The following is a 16619-nucleotide window of genomic DNA, read 5'->3' on the forward strand; positions in this document are numbered from 1 at the left end:
CTAATATTGCACCAGCAACGGCAAAACGCCGCCATAACCGCTTCCTTAGCTCAGCCGGTTAGAGCATCTGACTGTTAATCAGAGGGTCCCTGGTTCGAGCCCAGGAGGGAGCGCCACAGCTTAGAAAGCCTCTTGTAAATCATTGATTTACAAGAGGCTTTCTCATTTAATATGGTTTCGTGTATGCTATGGATTAGCAACATAGCCCTACAAGATCGGAGTCAGGAATGTGATGAAATTGGCGAAATCAGCACGCAATACAAGGCGGGCGCCAATAGTCTATTGGAGGTGCAAGTAGGCGCGTTTAGTTAGTGAGAAACCGAAGTAGTCTCTCATTTGCGACCCTGCGGTGATGTACTTCCGGCTATCCAGACTCCCTTTTCAACCTTTTGCAAGGAAGCGGAGTACACGCCCAATACGATCCGGACGCTCCGGCTCTGCTGTTCCTACTCTCTCTTTCCGCCATGAACACCTTCCGTTACCCCCTTATTGCTGCCTTGCTGATTTTACTCACTTGCAGTCTGAGCAGTTGCGACGCTATTGGCACCATCTTCAAAGCCGGCGCCTGGACGGGTATTGTCGGTGTATTCCTAGTGGTGCTACTGGTTTGGTTTGTTATCAACCGCTTCCGTCGCTCCTAGTCACCTGCAGTAGCGGCCTCGTCTGCCTGCCTGCAAAAACGGCCCCGCTCTACGTAGAGCGGGGCCGTTTTTGCAGGCAGGCAGACGAGGCCGCTACTCCTTAATAAGCCGAAGCGTTTTGGTGCTCTGGGCCGTGCGGTAACGCACCAAATACATCCCATTGGGCTGTTGCTGCATATCAATATACCCCTCTGGACTTACCGTTTGTACATGGGCTCCTATCAGGCTGAATACCTCAGCTTGCACCGGGCCACCGGAGCCGGGCACCACCAGTTGGAACAGTCCCGTACCGGGGTTGGGCTGTACCCAAGCCAGTGTCACCCCAACTGCATCTTCCACTGCTACCACCGACGAAAACGCTTCGTCACCAGTGGTATCTACCTGCCGCAACCGGTAGTAAACTATGGTAGCTGGGGCATGCGCATCAACAAACTGATAACGGTGGGTGGTGCTACTACTGCCCTGGCCCGCCACGGCGCCGATAGCCTCAAACTCCTGGCCAGTAGTACTACGCTCAACCACAAAATGATGGTTGTTGACTTCCTGTGCAGTTTCCCAAGTAGCAACAACACCCGTTTTGCCGCGTTGAGCGGAGAACTGGATTAGTTGCACCGGCAACGGGCCACTTGCCCTGGAGGAAACGGAAAAGGGCGAAAAACTCGTAATACCCGAACGGCTCGCCGTATATGTGCTACCACCATCGAGGGAGGAGGCCCCGGTAACGGCCGTGCCATAATCCCACTTGTTGGTAGTTGGGTTGTAGTGTTCCAAGCGGGCGTTAGCGGGCACAAAATTGCTGGTATGTTCTGCAGCCGGCCATTGCAATTGCAACGTTGCGCTGGAATTTCCCTCCACTTCTTCTTCCACAAACCAGGTGCGCCTCACGTTACGGTTGCTTATGGCCGTGCCATTGCCATTTCGCCCGGTGTAAGTGGCATACATTCCGTTCTTCACGTGCACGCTAAATACGTCCTCGGAGCGAGCGGCCGTTTGAGTCAGGAAAGCCGGAGTATAGGTGGTACCTGTACCTACCGGGTACTTTACAGCAACACCATCGGCCTGCACCGTTTGCTTGAGCATACCCACACCGTTCGTACGGATAAAGGCATTGTTGTCACCACCAGTAATCTTGCCGCCTCGAATAATGGTCAGGTCGTAGTCGCCCAGAGTAAGGTAAGATGTACCGCTAAGGGTCAGGTCGCCGTTGATGATGGTGCTACCGGTTAACAGTTTCTGGCTGGTGCCATCGAGTAGCAGGTTGCCGTAGTTCTGGCTGGTGAGCGGGGTATTACTACCATCCCGAACGTATTTCACAGTGCTTTTATTGGCTATTCGCCCCAACGTAGGCAATTGCCCACCCCCACGCTGAATGTCCAGCGTGGCGTTATCCAGTACATCAACAGTACCGGTGATACCGTTGCCGCCACCGTTCAGAATCAGCAGATACGCAGCAGCACTACCGTCGCCAACTACTATTTTGGAGTTGGCCCCACTTACCGTCCAGTTGGCCGCTACCCGGTCGTCGGTAATTGCCGACAGGATGTAATACGTACGCCCAGCCGTTGTGAAATTGGCCGGGCTAGCACCCGAGCCGTTTTTGTTGGGTGCCCAGCTGGCAAGGCTGTTCAGGTTGCCTGTTCCCTTGTAGTAATACACATCCGTTTCCGGCGTCACCGTTACATCGTCTACCGATAGGCCGTTACCATTGGTAGCGTTATTCAGTTCGTAACGCCAACGCAGCATTATTTCAGCAGTATTGGCCAAGTTGATATCCTGAATGGTATAGGTGCGGGTACGGCGGTTAGCTGAGGAGTTGCCGTTTTTGTTGTCAATTACCGTAGCCGTCGATGGGGCATCCACGTTCAGGGCCGATACATTGGTCCAGACACCGCTCCCAACCGAAGTAATGGCGGTTGCGCTGGTTCGGTAATCAAACGAAACCTGCGCCTGATCTTGGCGGCCGGAGTTATACCACTGCTCAATGGCAAACGATATACCCAGGTTTTTGATAACAGTACCGGTAGTGTTTTTGAAGCGGATTGCCACGTAGCCAGTGCCGGTAATAGCAAATGAAGCCACGCCACCTAACGCCCGATCCGAAGCGCCATCATCCCCGAAATGATAAAAATTAGCGGCTGTGTTGGAGCCATCGTTACCAGTGCAGGGCAGAGACTGATACGGTCCATATTCAATGTACACCCCGCCAATTGTGGAATTACTAACGAAGGTAGTTTTTCCATTGAGCGAGTTAAAATCCTCCACATAAGGATTTACCGACGCCAGATTAATTTGGGCTGAAGCCAGCCGGGGGCAGATGAGCCCTATAAGGCCCACCAGCAAAATGTAATATTGTTTCATAGAAAGAAGAAAGAGAGTATGTAACCTGATGATGGCTAAATACCATTGGAACAGTACTACAAGTATAGGTATTCTTTTAGCAACCCTCTATTTCAAAACTCAACCATACCGACACTCAGACAACTATATGCAAAAAAAAGAGGCCCCTTCCGGAGCCTCTTTTATGATTGTATGAATATATATATAATACTATTTTTTCTTAGGCATGGTACCCACTATGTGGTCCCAGAGAGTAGTACTTACTCCGAAGGCAATTTCATCCTGGCGGTAATGGTGTTGGGCATGGTGGTGCCACCAGAATTTCAGAAAGTTTTTGGGCGGAGAGTACATATGAATGGCATAATGCACAAACAGGTACAGCGCATAGCCAAACACGAATCCGGCCAGAATTCCGAAACCGGCATTGCCGAAGGTGAACCGGAAGATAAAAAACAGGAGGGAGGCCACAAATACCGTCAGGATAGGCGGCATGGCCAAGCGGGTTTTATCCTTAGGAAACTCATGATGCACCCCGTGCATGGTATACTGAAACTTAGCCTTGCGCGGAGTATTGGTGTTCATGTGGTACACGAAGCGGTGCATCAGGTACTCGGCCAGCGTAAATAAGAACCACCCGCCCAGAAATAAGCCAAACGCCGACAGCCCCGTGAGCAAGCCCTGACTGAGGCTGTAATACAGGCTAACCGCAGCAACGGCAAAGAAAATAGTGAGCGGACCAGCAATGTGCGTATGCGTAAGGCGCTCGAGCACCGGATTTTCGAACAGACGAGCCGAGCCTTTATGCTTGGGCTTGATGGCCTCAGGCGTTTTGGCGGGTGTAACAGGGGCAATGATTTCCGGAGCTTCGGAAGTGGTATTCATACCAATACAGGAAGGATGAAGGCGCAAAAATACGCACGCTTGCGCAAATGCCGGGCCACTCATTCAGCATTTTATGCCGTGGTACGGTAACGGGCCAGCAGGTGTTGTACGGTTTCTACGGAACAGGTAGGAGCCGTACAGCGCAGCGGTGCACGCTCATAAAACCGTTGCCGGGCCTCCAAGGTTTCGCGCAGACGGGTTTCCAGACTGCTGGCATCGGGCAGCGAGGCCAGCAGCGGGCGGGTGGCGGCTACGGCCAGCAGCCGGCGCACCAGCTCCTCCACTGGTACGGCCAGGTACAGCGTCAGGCCGGTTTCCAGCAGCAACTCCAGATTGTGATGAAAGCAGGGCGTACCACCACCGGTAGCCAGCACCAGTTGCGGCTGCTCCGTTAGCAGGGTGCGCAACACATCCGCTTCGCGCTGCCGGAAATACTCCTCCCCTTCCTGGGCAAATATTTCGGATACGCTCCGCTGCTCCCGCCGCACAATTTCCTCATCCAGATCCAGAAAAGGCAGCTGGTAGGCTACGGCCAGTGCCCGGCCCAGGGTAGTTTTGCCCGCACCGGGCATGCCAATCAGGTACAGGCGCATGGATAAAATGTGGAGGACGTGAGAAATGTGATAAGTATGTGAGAAATGAAGAGGACGTGGAAAGCGGATGGGTATGGAGAATGGAAACTGGGAGAAGTAAACCGGGGCCAAACAGGCAATGAGGGCGCGACACGTTGCGGCTACTCCTTCCCTTCCGCACTTTCCTGATCCACCTTCTCCACCTCCCGCATTTCTCAGCTTCCCACCATCAGCCCAGCTTTACGCGGGGGTCCAGCACGGCATACAGTACGTCAACTACAATATTCACAACCACAAACAAGGCGGCAATAAAGATGGTAGCGCCCATTACCACCGGAAAATCGAGGTTTTCAACGGCCCGAAGGGTTACCGTACCCAGGCCTTTCCAGTTGAAAATATACTCAATAAAAAAGGCTCCTGCCATCAGCGACGCCAGCCACCCCGACACGGCCGTAAGTACCGGATTAAGAGCATTCTTGAGGGCATGCCCTACCACGGTACGGTAGCCCGACAGGCCCTTGGCCCGCGCCGTGCGAATGTAGTCCTGGCTCATTACATCCAGCATGGAGGAACGGGTAAGCTGCACAATAACGGCCAGTGGCCGCACGCCCAGGGCAAAGGCCGGTAGCAGCAGGTTTTTGAGTACTACATGACGGCCCGTAAACGGGTCGGTTTCGAAGAGCTGCCCGGTCAGGTTCAGGCCGGTCCAGTGGCTCCAGTAGAACCCAAACGTCATGGCAATAAGAATGGCCGCCACAAAGGAAGGCACCGAAATACCCAGCACCGAAGTGGATAGCAACATCCTATCCAGCCAGGAGTGGGGCCGCAGCGCGGCCACCACACCTAGCCCAATACCCATTACTGCCGCTAGCAGCATAGCCACCAGGGCCAGCCAAAGCGTGCCCGTAAAGTGGTCGAGCAGGATGCTGAGAACCTCCTTGTTACTCTGAAAAGAACGACGCAGGTACGGCGTTTTGAGCACCAGGGCCTGCTTTCCCAGCGGCAGGAGCTGCACCCCGCCGTACTTGGCCACGCCCACCGAATCGCGCGGGTGCAGCCCCAGCGGCGATACATCGTTAAGGTAGCCCAGTAACTGAGCGGGCAAGGGCTGGTCGAGGCCCAGGTCCTGGGCAATGGCGGCGCGGGTAGCCGCATCACTGCGCTGACCGGCCAGCAGGGCCACCGGGTCGCCGGGCAGCACCTGAAACAGGAAGAACACCGTGAGGGCCACGCCCAGCAGTACCAGTACGCCCTGCCACAAACGGCTCAGTACAAAACCAATCATTCGTTGTTGGGTGTTGGTTTTTCGTTGCTGGTTGCTGGTTGCTGGTTGTTGGTTGTTAGCACTGTTCTAGCAACTGACAACCAGCAACCAGCAACTGACTTACAGCAGTTCTTCCAGCTTGCTCACCTCCGGAATATCGTGGTAGTGATATTTGCCTTTCACCACCCCGTTTTGCAGCAGAACAAAGCCGGGGTTAGAGCGAATCATGGATTTGAGCACCGTGGCATCGGCAAAGTAGTAAGTACCGGGCAGGTTCACATCGTGGCGGAAGGCATCAAACTCCTGGGGGCTACTGCTGGTGATGATGAGCGGCTGAATCTGCTTGCGCGACTTGGCCGTGGCCTCCATCAGCTTGTTGATATCCTTAAACCGGTCCCGGTCGGCATCCTGCACGTTTTGAATAATGAGCAGCAGCTTGCTTCCTTTCAGCACGGCCGGGGTGTGGTCCTGCCCTTCCCCATCAAATACTGAAAAATCGGTGATGACGGGCTTGCTGGCCTCCGGGTTCAGCACCTCCATGCTCTTATACTTCCAGGTAGAATCGGTAGGGTAGTCGGTGAAGGTCTTCATTTCGCCGTTCCGTTCCATTACGTACTGGTATTTGGCCTGCTCCCGGGGCTTCATCAGCTTCGGAATATCGTTGCCCACCTTATAGGGCAGAAAATCGAAATACGGCAGGTGGCCCAGGGCCCGCACGCCAATGCCCACCGCCACGGCCGAAGCCAGCGTGATGTACATCACGCCTGGGGTACCTTTGGCAAACACCCGGCGCAGGTAGCGCTGATTCAGGAATACCACCAGCCACAGGCCCAGCAGGAACAGGTCTTTGGCAAACGAGGTCCAGGGCGTAAGCTTGATAAAGTCGCCGAAGCAGCCGCAGTCGGTTACCTTGTTGAAGGCCGCCGAGTAAAAAGTTAGAAACCCGAAAAACACTAACAGTGCCAGCAGCACCCACAGGGTTTTGCGCAGCATCCAGCGCAGCAGCAGAGCCACGCCCAACACCACCTCCAACGAGCTAAGCACAATGCTGAGTGTGCGGGAGTGGGGAATGAAGAAAGTGAAGAAGGAGCCAAAATCCTTGGCAAATACCTCAAAATACTCCTCCAGCTTCAGGGCGGTACCAACGGGGTCGTTCAGCTTCACAAGGCCCGAGAAGATAAACACGATGCCCAGCAGCAGCCAGCAGATGCGGGTCAGTAGTTTCATGAACGGTGGTATAACGGAGTAGCGGCGCAACCAGGCACTTGTTCGGTTACACGCGGGCTACATTGAGAAGATGGGTTGAAGAAGGTGCGCTGAGGCTACTACGCAAATGTATGGCCCGAAGCTATGTACTCCGCTACGGCTTTATTCGGCAAAGCCCATTTTAATCAGCACAAATACGGCGTAATTCAGCATGTCGCGGTAGTTGGCCTCTACGCCCTCTGATACCCGCGTAAGGCCCCCGAGGTCTTCAATCTGCTTGGTGCGGTGCAGCTTCATCAGAATAATATCCGTGATGCTCTCGGTGCGCATTTGCCGCCAGGCCTCGCCGTAGTCGTGGTTTTTGGCAAACAGCAGTTGGCGGTTGGCTTCCACCTGGGCATCGTAGGCCTCAGCCACGGCGGCCGGCTCCAGCTCCAGCGGAGCATCGGGGGGCAGGCGCAGCTGCATGAGGGCAATCAGGCAGTAGTTGATGATGGCCACAAACTCCTCCTCTACCCCATCGGCTACCAGTTGGGTACCCTTTTCCTGAATGCTGCGGATGCGCTGGGCCTTGATGTAAATCTGGTCGGTGACGGAGGGCAACCGCAGGATGCGCCAGGCCGTGCCATAGTCGTGGGTTTTGGCCAGAAACAGCGTCCGGCACCGGGTAATCACCCGGTCGTATGCAAGCTGAGTTTGATTCTCCAAGTTTTTGCGGCTATTTTGAGGGGTCTACGCCCCGTCGGTCAGGCAGAGTGAAGCGAAGCATCTCGCGTCGTGAGTAATTCAGACTGGCAGAAAACGGCAGCCCGCGAGATGCTTTGCTGCGCTCTGCCTGACAATTTTATCTTTCCCCGAACCCATGTTCCAGGCCCCGCAAGATACATGCTTTTCCCCGAGGCTGACGCTACGCTGCCCCGGTGGGCGGGTGCTGGATCTGCGCCGCCCCCAGGTAATGGGCATCCTCAATCTGACGCCGGATTCCTTCTTTGAAGGCAACCGCATCGGCAGCCTGGACGACCTGCTGCGCCGCGCCGAGCAGATGCTGCGCGAGGGAGCCGCCGTGCTCGACCTGGGCGGCTATTCCACCCGGCCCGGGGCCGACGATATCAGCCCCGACGAAGAAAAGCGCCGCCTGCTGCCCGCCGTGGCAGCCGTGCGCCAGGCGTTTCCGGAAGCCTTTATTTCAGTGGACACGTTTCGGGCCGGGGTGGCCGCCGAAGCCGTGGCGGCTGGTGCCGATATACTGAACGACGTAAGCGGGGGTCAGCTGGATGAGCAGATGCTGCCGACGGCCGGCCGCCTGGGTGTGCCCTACATTCTGATGCATATGCGCGGCACCCCCCATACCATGACCCAGCTCACGCAGTACACCGATGACCTGGTACTGGAGCTGGTGCGCTACTTCCGCGACAAGCTCCAAGAGCTGCGCCACCACGGCGTGACGGATGTGGTGCTGGACCCCGGCTTTGGGTTTGCCAAAACTCCTGCCCAAGGCTACGAGCTGCTGCGGCGGCTGCGGGAGCTGCAAGTGCTGGGGCTGCCCATTCTGGCGGGCCTCTCGCGCAAAAGCATGGTGTACAAACCGCTCGGCCTTACCCCTGATGCAGCCCTACCTGGTACCATTAGCGTCAATACCCTGGCGGTACTCAACGGTGCCCAGCTGCTGCGCGTACATGATGTAGCGGAAGCCCGCCAAACCATTCAACTGGTAATCAACACCTTTCCTTCTATTTCCCCGTGATAGGCTCCTTCTCCATCGGCTTCCTGCGCATTGGCTGGATAGACGTCGTGGACGTGCTACTGGTCACGGCTTTGTTCTATCAGCTGTACAAACTGCTGACGGGCAGCGTAGCCTTGAAGGTGTTCCTGGGGTTCATGTCGCTCTACCTGTTTTACCTGGTGGTGAAAGCGGCCGGCATGGAGTTGCTTACCAGCATCCTAGGGCAGTTTATGAGTGTGGGCGTACTGGCGGGTATTATTTTATTTCAGCAGGAAATCCGGCGGTTTTTGCTGAATGTGGGCAAAGCTACCTCCTTCGGCAACCGGCTGCGGGTGTTTCCGTGGCGGCGCGAGCCCACGCAGGAGCGCATGAACATTGCCCCCTTCATGGAGGCCGCCAAAAGCCTAGCCGGCAAGCAAACCGGGGCCCTCATTGCCTTTAGTATGGCCTCCGACCTTAAGTTCTTCGCCGACTCCGGCGACCTGATTGATGCCGCCGTGAGCAAGCGCCTGCTCATGAGCATCTTCAACAAAACCAGCCCCCTGCACGATGGGGCCGTTATCATCAGCAACGGCCGCATTAAGGCGGCGCGCTGCATTCTGCCCGTCAGCGAAAACCCCGATGTACCGGCCTCTATGGGCCTGCGCCACCGGGCCGCCATCGGCCTCACCGAGGTAACCGATGCTATTGTACTGGTGGTGAGTGAGGAAACCAGCCAGATTTCCCTGGTGCGCGGTGGGGAGGTATTCCGCAACCTGGCCCCCGCCGACTTGCGCGCCCGCCTCAACGAGTTCCTGTTTGACGCTGCTCCTAAGCCAGCTGCCGCTGGTGCTACGGCAGCGGAAGTAGCGGCGTGAGAATACTACAAACGCTACTTATACCTCATGATAAAAAGAGTTATTTCCTCTGTGCTAACAACCCTGTTGTGTGTGGTTAGCAATTTTTCTCAATCAAAATCAACTTTTGGTGTAATTGGCACATGGCAGGTTACACTTATTAGCACTGAGAACTACTGTAGTGGACCATCAGGCATCCAAGAATTTCCAACAGGTGAACCCGAGAATCAGATTTGGACTATTTCTCAGAATCAAGATGGATATACTTTGTCGACACCAAGTATGATTGACCTAACAGGAAACTTTAAGGACAATCAGTATTATTTCAACCGGTTCTCATCCGGCACAGATACCGAACCAGCACGACAAATAGTTTTCATAATTGACAAGAATGGTAAGTTGACCGGGAAGGTTAATCTGGCTCCCAGTGCTAAAACCGGCGTGTGCATTATTCGGTACAGTTTCACTGCCAAAGAAGCTGTTTAGAAAGTCTAACAGAACAACTCAGAACGTCATGCTGAGCTTGTCGAAGCATCTTTACCGCTTTGTTGAACGACCCTAATGAAGCGGTAGAGATGCTTCGACAAGCTCAGCATGACGTGCTTTCGACTTTCTAAACAGCTTCAAAAAGTAATTCACCCATCCACCAATAAAACGTTATGTGTTTTATTGGTAGATGGGTGAATTACTTTGTATGCTCTGGCAGTTACTTCAGCACTTCCAGCTCCTTGCCTACCTCAATAAACGCAGCAATGGCCTTATCTATATGCGCGCGGGTGTGGGCGGCGGAGAGCTGCACCCGGATGCGGGCCTGGCCTTTGGGCACTACCGGGAAGTAGAAGCCTACCACGTAGATGCCTTTGTCGAGCATTTTGGCGGCGAATTCCTGGGCCAGCTTGGCATCATAGAGCATCACGGGCACAATGGGGTGCTCACCGGGCTTGATATCGAAGCCGGCTTCCGTCATTTTGGCGCGGAAATATTTGGTGTTTTCCTCCAGCTGGTCGCGGAGCTCGGTGCTTTCCGTGAGCAACTCCAGCACCCGCAAACTGGCCCCCACAATGGCGGGCGCGAGGGTATTGCTGAACAGGTAAGGCCGGCTGCGCTGGCGCAGCATATCAATGATTTCCTTGCGGCCCGAGGTGAAGCCGCCCATGGCCCCACCCAAGGCTTTGCCCAGCGTGCCGGTAATGATATCCACGCGGCCCAGCACGTTGCGGTACTCGTGGGTGCCCCGGCCGGTTTTGCCCAGAAAGCCCATCGAGTGGCACTCGTCAATCATGACCAGCGCCTCGTACTTGTCGGCCAGGTCGCAGATTTTGTCGAGTTGGGCGATGGTGCCGTCCATGGAGAACGAGCCGTCCGTGACGATGATGCGGTGGCGGGTGCCTTTCTCCTGGGCATCCTGAAGCTGCTTTTCCAGGTCCGCCATGTCATTGTGGGCATAGCGGTAGCGCTGAGCTTTGCACAGGCGCACCCCATCAATAATGGAAGCGTGGTTCAGGGCATCAGAAATAATGGCATCCTGCTCATTAAACAAAGGCTCGAACACGCCACCATTGGCATCAAAAGCTGCCGCGTATAGAATGGTATCCTCGGTGCCCAGGAACTCGGCCAGCTTGGCTTCCAGCTGCTTATGAATATCCTGAGTGCCGCAGATAAAGCGCACCGACGACATGCCGTAGCCGTGGGTGTCAATGGCTTCTTTGGCTGCTTTAATTACCTCGGGGTGCGAGGACAGGCCCAGGTAGTTGTTGGCGCAGAAGTTCAGCACCTCCCCCGCCTCAGCGGTTTCAATTTCGGCACCCTGGGGCGAGGTTATCACCCGCTCTTTCTTGTAGAGGCCGGCATCTTTGATTTCCTGAAGCTGCTTTTCGAGGTCGGGTTGAAGGGTGGTGTACATTTCTTAGGGTGTGAGGGTAAGAGGGTATGGGTGGGAAGAGGTTGGGCAAAGATAACAGAGCCGTCCCTCTGTCATTCCGAGCGGTGCAAGGAATCTGGGTTCATCATCCAACGGTTCAACCGGATTCCTCGCGCTATTCGGAATGACAGTGGCTCTTCGTGAATTCGGGCGCTATCTTTATCCTATTTGCACGGTTGTCACCCCGCTAACGCATTGTCTTGTAAAAAACGAAGCCCCGGCAGGTGGACCTGCCAGGGCTTCAGGAAGTTGCTGATATGCACACCCTCAACCGAACGAGGTTATGGGTAAGCGTGCGAAGCGGAAACACACCGGCAAGGCCGGTTGGTTTCCTGTTGCCCTGGAATTGTGTTAAGCAGTTCTCAGCGGCGCAATCCGGGCGGTGGTGAGCCACCTGCTCGGACATCCGTAGGGTGGCGGCTGGCGCTTCGGCTCCGGCCGCCGTTTGCGTGGCGTACCAGCTGTCTGTCAGCGCATTGTCAACATACGGGTTTGCGCGAAAAGGTTGCCACGCGAAGGAAAATCACCGCGTAAAAAATGTCCGTACCCCTTCCCGGCCGCTGGCCATGAGGCGTTGCTTGTCGGCGTCGGGCATACGCTTGATTTTGGGGGCGAAGCCCGCCGTGTTGATGCTGATGGTGCGGCGCCAGTCCTGAGCCCGGGTGGGGTTGAGGGTTTCCTCCGTGAGGTTGTACAGGGCCGCTATGTAGCTACCAAACCCGTTGATATCATACGGAGCCAACTCCTGCCGGCCGGTAGGCAGCGTGTCGCAGGCAATTTGCTCAGCCCTATCCAGGCGTAACCCCAGCGTTTCGGGGTTGTACACCCGGCCGCTGGCGTCGGGCTTGGTAATGGAAGCGGAAAGCTGGGTAGGCAGGTAGCGTGGATAATCAAACAGCTCAACGGGGTAGTTAGCCAGCAGGCCCCCGTCAACCAGTACCTGTACCGGCTGGCCCTTTTGCGGCTTACCCTGAATCACGTTGCCTTGGGCATCGAGCAGCACAGCCCGAAAATACAGCGGAATACTCATGCTGATGCGCACGGCATCGGCGACGCGCATGGTAGGGTTGGTTTCGTAGCTGAACACCTGAATACGCTGCTGGGTGAGGTTGGTACCGGTGGTGTACAGGTCACGGAAGCGGCCGGGCTGCTGCCGGGCCAGTTCGTGCAGCTCCAGCAGCGTGAGGTTGGGGCGGTTGGTTTTGCGGGCCACCAGCTGCATCATGTGCTGCGTAAGGGCGTCGCCGCGGTACCAGCCAAATTGCTTGGTGAGGCGGTGGCTGCCTCCAATGAACATAAACCGGCCGTCGTTGAAGCGCTGAATGGGCGTATTGTTCACCACCTCAATAATTTCCTGGGGAGAGTAACCCACGGCCAGCAGCGCCGCCTGAATGGCCCCGGCCGAGGTGCCACCCACCCGCCGCAGGCTATCGAGCACACCTTGCTTTTGCAGTTCTTCCAGGGCCCCGCCGTAGGCTACGCCCCGAATGCCGCCCCCCTCCATTATTAGGTTGCGGTACACGGGCCGGGCGGTAGGCTGGGCCAGCAGCGGCAAGGAGCTCAGCAGCAGGATAAGGAAGAGGCAGTAGCGCATAAACGAGGGACAGGAGTAGGTTAGCAGCAGGAGCCCGAAGATACCGAGGAAGTTGCAGCCGGCCCCCAACGCTTGGGCGCCAACCGGGTAGCTCAGGCCCGCACACCGCCCAAACGAAATTACCTGAACCGCTTGGGGACGCGAACTATAAAGTTCGCGTTACTGCGGCATCCCCTAAACTCTGCCGGGCCCGTATCTTTGCATTCCTTCACCACCCTATTTCTCTTCACCACCCCCCGAATGGCTACATCCAGCACTTCCGCCGCCTCCACCCCCGGCGACACCATCCTCGTTATTGGCGCCGGCGGACAGCTGGGCCTGGAGCTTACCCACGAGCTGCGGCAGCTGTACGGTGCTTCCCATGTGGTAGCAGCCGACGTGCGCGTACCTAAAGATGCCGAAACGGCTCAGGCTGGCCCCTTCGAGCAGCTGGATGTGCTGGACAAAAACCGCCTGGAAGAAGTAATCCGCCAGTACAAGCCCCGGCAGGTGTATCACCTGGCGGCCTTGCTCTCGGCCACGGCCGAGAAAAATCCCAAGTTTGGCTGGCAGCTGAACATGGATGGGCTGTTTCACGTGCTGGATGCGGCCGTTGACCTGGGCGTACAGCAGGTATACTGGCCCAGCAGCATTGCCGTGTTCGGGCCCGACACCCCGCGCCAACACACGCCCCAGCTCACCGTTATGAATCCTAATACGGTGTATGGCATCAGCAAGCTGGCCGGGGAGCAGTGGTGCGAGTGGTACTTCCGCAAGCATGGCCTGGATGTGCGCAGCCTGCGCTACCCCGGCCTCATCGGCTACAAGAGCCTGCCCGGTGGTGGCACCACCGACTACGCCGTGGACATCTACCACAAAGCTGTAGCCGGGGAGAGCTATGAGTGCTTTCTGAAGGAAGACACCTACCTGCCCATGATGTACATGCCCGATGCGCTGAAGGCCACCCTGGACCTGATGCACGCCCCGGCCGACAACATCACGGTGCGCAGCAGCTACAACCTGGGGGCCATGAGCTTCTCCCCCGAAGAAATTACCCGCAGCATTCAGCGTCACTACCCCGATTTCCGGGTAAGCTACCAGCCCGACCAGCGCCAGCAGATTGCCGACTCCTGGCCCGCCAGCATCGACGACACCCAGGCCCGCCAGGACTGGAACTGGCAGCCCCAGTTCACGCTGGATAAAATGACCGACGACATGCTGCTCCACCTGAAGGAAGCCGTGGTACTGAAGTAGAACCGTAAGTTACTGAGCCGGGGCAGTATGTTCGGATTTGTAGTAGGACTGGCTGTAAACGCCGCCGTTGTGGCGGGGCTATATTGGTTCGGACGCACTATCATCCGGCGCTACTATGGTACTCTGCGGGCGGCCAACCCATTTCAGGCCGGCTGGGCGCAGCTGCTAGACCAATATGAAAGTTCGCACGGGGTGTTGCGTATGGTACCGTTTTCTGCCCGCATCGGGGGGATATGGTATAACGATATACTTCATATTGGCTTCGACGCGCAGGATGTGGTCATCCGCAACAACATGGGCTTTTCTTCGCTCGTCAGAATCCCGTACAGCCATATTGAGCTGCTCCAGCCGCCGGAGTCGTTTCAGGCTACGCGCTTGAGCGAAACCGAATACACACCAGGCTTATTTCAGGTTGGTATGGTTGAAGTTGGGTTAGATGCGTATTGGACAGCGCAATTCCTGCAACGTATAGCTGCTGCCTCGTCTACGTCCTGAATTAGTTGACTGTTTGAATTTTCACACGCCCCACCTCATCCGGTGGGGCGTTTTGGTTGCTGATAAAGCCGTAGCGCGAAGCGTTTACTTCATGTACATAAAGTAGCCTGGAGTATGGCTGCAGGTGAAACGCGAAGCAAAGGCACCCCGCCACTCTTGGGCGCGTATCGTTGTAGCGCCAGCTTCCGTAATACCCAGCAGCCTCCCCGGTAATACGCTGCACTAACTTCTTATGATTGTGAATCACACGCCCGCCGGCTGGCAGATTATCTACCAGCAGGCTCACGCCCTGCTGGCGGCCCAGCTCCTGCACCAGTGGCCCGCCTTGCTGCCCCCCGACTACTGGGTGGGCTTGCTGGCCGCCGCCGCCCAGCACGACGACGAGCAGGCCGACTGGACCGGCCACTACGGCCTGACGCCGGCGGGGGCCCCGGCCAACTTTACCATGAAAGAATTTTCTCTGGAGCAGGCTACCCGCCTCATGCGGGCCGCCCGCTTTCAGGGCCGCTGGCGCAGTTTGCTTACCAGTATGCACCTAAGTACCCTCTACGAAAGCCTGCGGGGCCAAAAGCCGGAAACCGATGCCTTCCTGGATGAGCAGCGGGCCAAGCAGAAAACCTGGCGGCGGGAGCTCAAGCTTACAAAATCAGCCGCCGACCAGGCCTACACCCTCCTGCACTGGTGCGACCGGCTCAGCCTCATTCTCTGCCGCCAGGAGTTACCCGAAATGGGCCGTGCCCTGGAAATTTACCACGGCCCCGACGGCCGCCGCTACGAGGTGCTGTGTTCCGCCGAGGGCGGGCCGGTGCACGTGCGACCCTGGCCCTTCCGCGAAGCCCGGTTTAAGGTGAGCGTAGAGGCTTCGGTGCTGCGCCAGCTGCAGTTTGCCACCGACGCCGAGCTGGCCGAGGCGCTGCGCGAAGCCCCTATTGAAACCCAGCAGTGGGAACTGGCAAAGGAGTAGCCCTAGCCACTCTGCTCTCAGCAGCAGGGCGCTGGGCGTACCCTATACTCTACAGCTTCTCAACCGGCCTGGGGTTTTGCATAAGGCCGGCGGGTACGTTGCTGAAGGCCGAAATATGGCCCAGCTTGCGCCCGTCTTTTCCGTCGGTGCGGTCGGTGGCCAGCATAATACCGTTGTACTGCTGGTAGCCCGTCCAGCGGCGCCGGAAAGCGGGCTGTGCATCAGTAGCCTTGGGGAAATAAGCCCACTCTTCCATCAGGTTGGTTTTCGGATTGATATAGACCTCGTATTTGTTATCGGGCGTTACGCCTACGTTCTTGAAGGTCATATTCAGCACCTCCGCGGGCGTGCCGTCCATGAGTTTGCCGGGGCCTTTGTAGGTGAGGGTTACGCCCGAGTCCTTGAGCTTAAAGGGCATGAGCAGCCACCAGGAGTTATTTACCCATACCGGATACATTCTGCCCAGCAGCTTCTGCCCTTCGGGCGTAGCCGAAATATCCCTGCCGCTGCGGTATGCTTTGCCCTGCTTGCTGCTCAGGTTGTACACGGCCACTGTACTGTCTTTCTGCCAGCGAAAGTCGTTGGTTTGCTTGTCCCAGAGCTGGTAGGAGCCATCCAGAAAATCCCAGCCCAGCAGGCGGGTCTGTTGCCAGGCCGGGTAGCCCCCCATGGCCTGCATCACCCGGTCGGCCAGCGCAATGGCCCGGGCATCGGACCCGGCTTGGTCGAAGCCCGCCGCAGCGGGATAGGAGCCCTTCCCGACTTTGGCCACCGGGTGTTTAGCCACCGTTTGGCAAAGCGCCAGCTCCGGCAAAGCCAGCAGAACAGTAATCAGAAATACACGCATCGGCAGAACAAAAAAAACGAAACGAAACCGCAAGACACCACCAGCCCCACAGGCTGGCTTGCTCTACGGAAAGCACGGAAAATTGATCAACTCCACCAAACGCC

General features: G+C 56.6%; 16 protein-coding genes and 1 tRNA gene. 8 read left to right on the forward strand and 9 right to left on the reverse strand.

The window, feature by feature from the left end; genetic code table 11:
• The first annotated feature begins 39 nt into the window (after positions 1-39).
• Both EI290_RS01540 and EI290_RS22285 read left to right on the forward strand, forming a co-directional pair.
• Positions 40-116, forward strand: a tRNA-Asn gene (locus EI290_RS01540).
• 348 nt (positions 117-464) lie between these two features.
• On the forward strand, positions 465-641 hold the full coding sequence (locus EI290_RS22285; RefSeq protein ID WP_185816793.1) for a hypothetical protein: 177 nt from the start codon (positions 465-467) through the stop codon (positions 639-641).
• Positions 642-734: 93 nt separating this feature from the next.
• Here EI290_RS22285 and EI290_RS01545 read toward each other — a convergent pair whose 3' ends face one another.
• From EI290_RS01545 to EI290_RS01570, 6 genes are all read right to left on the reverse strand, one after another.
• On the reverse strand, positions 735-2999 hold the full coding sequence (locus EI290_RS01545) for a T9SS type A sorting domain-containing protein (protein ID WP_125425931.1): 2265 nt from the start codon (positions 2997-2999) through the stop codon (positions 735-737).
• A 189-nt stretch (positions 3000-3188) separates the two neighbouring features.
• Complete coding sequence (locus EI290_RS01550; protein ID WP_125425933.1) at positions 3189-3860, reverse strand: sterol desaturase family protein; 672 nt, start codon at positions 3858-3860, stop codon at positions 3189-3191.
• A gap of 71 nt (positions 3861-3931) precedes the next feature.
• On the reverse strand, positions 3932-4453 hold the full coding sequence (locus tag EI290_RS01555) for a shikimate kinase (protein WP_125425935.1): 522 nt from the start codon (positions 4451-4453) through the stop codon (positions 3932-3934).
• Positions 4454-4661: 208 nt separating this feature from the next.
• Complete coding sequence (locus EI290_RS01560) at positions 4662-5717, reverse strand: ABC transporter permease (RefSeq protein WP_125425937.1); 1056 nt, start codon at positions 5715-5717, stop codon at positions 4662-4664.
• Between the two features lie 99 nt (positions 5718-5816).
• Positions 5817-6923, reverse strand: a complete 1107-nt coding sequence (locus EI290_RS01565) for a BT_3928 family protein (protein WP_125425939.1) — start codon at positions 6921-6923, stop codon at positions 5817-5819.
• A 141-nt stretch (positions 6924-7064) separates the two neighbouring features.
• Positions 7065-7610 (reverse strand): DUF1599 domain-containing protein, encoded by a 546-nt coding sequence (locus EI290_RS01570; RefSeq protein ID WP_125425941.1) that lies wholly within the window; start codon positions 7608-7610, stop codon positions 7065-7067.
• Positions 7611-7764: 154 nt separating this feature from the next.
• Here EI290_RS01570 and folP point away from each other — a divergent pair, with 154 nt between their 5' ends.
• Genes folP through EI290_RS22230 form a run of 3 tightly spaced genes read left to right on the forward strand, consistent with a single transcriptional unit; the run spans position 7765 to position 9947 of the window.
• A complete protein-coding gene (folP, locus tag EI290_RS01575; protein ID WP_125425943.1) occupies positions 7765-8646 on the forward strand; it encodes a dihydropteroate synthase in 882 nt (293 codons plus the stop codon).
• Positions 8643-9482 (forward strand): diadenylate cyclase CdaA, encoded by an 840-nt coding sequence (cdaA, locus tag EI290_RS01580; RefSeq protein WP_125425945.1) that lies wholly within the window; start codon positions 8643-8645, stop codon positions 9480-9482. The genes folP and cdaA overlap by 4 nt, the downstream gene beginning before the upstream one ends.
• Before the next feature lie 27 nt (positions 9483-9509).
• The gene (locus EI290_RS22230) at positions 9510-9947 is read left to right on the forward strand and encodes a hypothetical protein (protein ID WP_148103615.1); all 438 of its coding nucleotides are present in this window, start codon (positions 9510-9512) and stop codon (positions 9945-9947) included.
• 220 nt (positions 9948-10167) lie between these two features.
• Here EI290_RS22230 and kbl read toward each other — a convergent pair whose 3' ends face one another.
• Positions 10168-11364 (reverse strand): glycine C-acetyltransferase, encoded by a 1197-nt coding sequence (gene kbl / locus EI290_RS01585; protein WP_125425948.1) that lies wholly within the window; start codon positions 11362-11364, stop codon positions 10168-10170.
• Between the two features lie 541 nt (positions 11365-11905).
• On the reverse strand, positions 11906-12976 hold the full coding sequence (locus EI290_RS01590) for a patatin-like phospholipase family protein (protein WP_125425951.1): 1071 nt from the start codon (positions 12974-12976) through the stop codon (positions 11906-11908).
• A 240-nt stretch (positions 12977-13216) separates the two neighbouring features.
• Between EI290_RS01590 and EI290_RS01595 the strand changes: the two genes are divergently transcribed.
• From EI290_RS01595 to EI290_RS01605, 3 genes are all read left to right on the forward strand, one after another.
• Positions 13217-14209: an NAD-dependent epimerase/dehydratase family protein gene (locus tag EI290_RS01595; RefSeq protein ID WP_125425954.1), complete on the forward strand. Its 993-nt coding sequence runs from the start codon at positions 13217-13219 to the stop codon at positions 14207-14209.
• A 27-nt stretch (positions 14210-14236) separates the two neighbouring features.
• Entirely contained in the window at positions 14237-14704 is a 468-nt protein-coding gene (locus EI290_RS01600) for a hypothetical protein (RefSeq protein ID WP_125425957.1), read from the forward strand.
• A gap of 238 nt (positions 14705-14942) precedes the next feature.
• Positions 14943-15668 (forward strand): DUF3891 family protein, encoded by a 726-nt coding sequence (locus EI290_RS01605; protein ID WP_185816794.1) that lies wholly within the window; start codon positions 14943-14945, stop codon positions 15666-15668.
• 49 nt (positions 15669-15717) lie between these two features.
• On the opposite strand, the gene EI290_RS01610 is transcribed toward EI290_RS01605, so the two are convergent.
• Positions 15718-16515 (reverse strand): DUF6503 family protein, encoded by a 798-nt coding sequence (locus EI290_RS01610; protein ID WP_125425963.1) that lies wholly within the window; start codon positions 16513-16515, stop codon positions 15718-15720.
• Between the last annotated feature and the right edge of the window lie 104 nt (positions 16516-16619).

This window comes from Hymenobacter metallilatus (genome assembly GCF_003944705.1).
In the GTDB taxonomy this organism is placed as follows: domain Bacteria; phylum Bacteroidota; class Bacteroidia; order Cytophagales; family Hymenobacteraceae; genus Hymenobacter; species Hymenobacter metallilatus.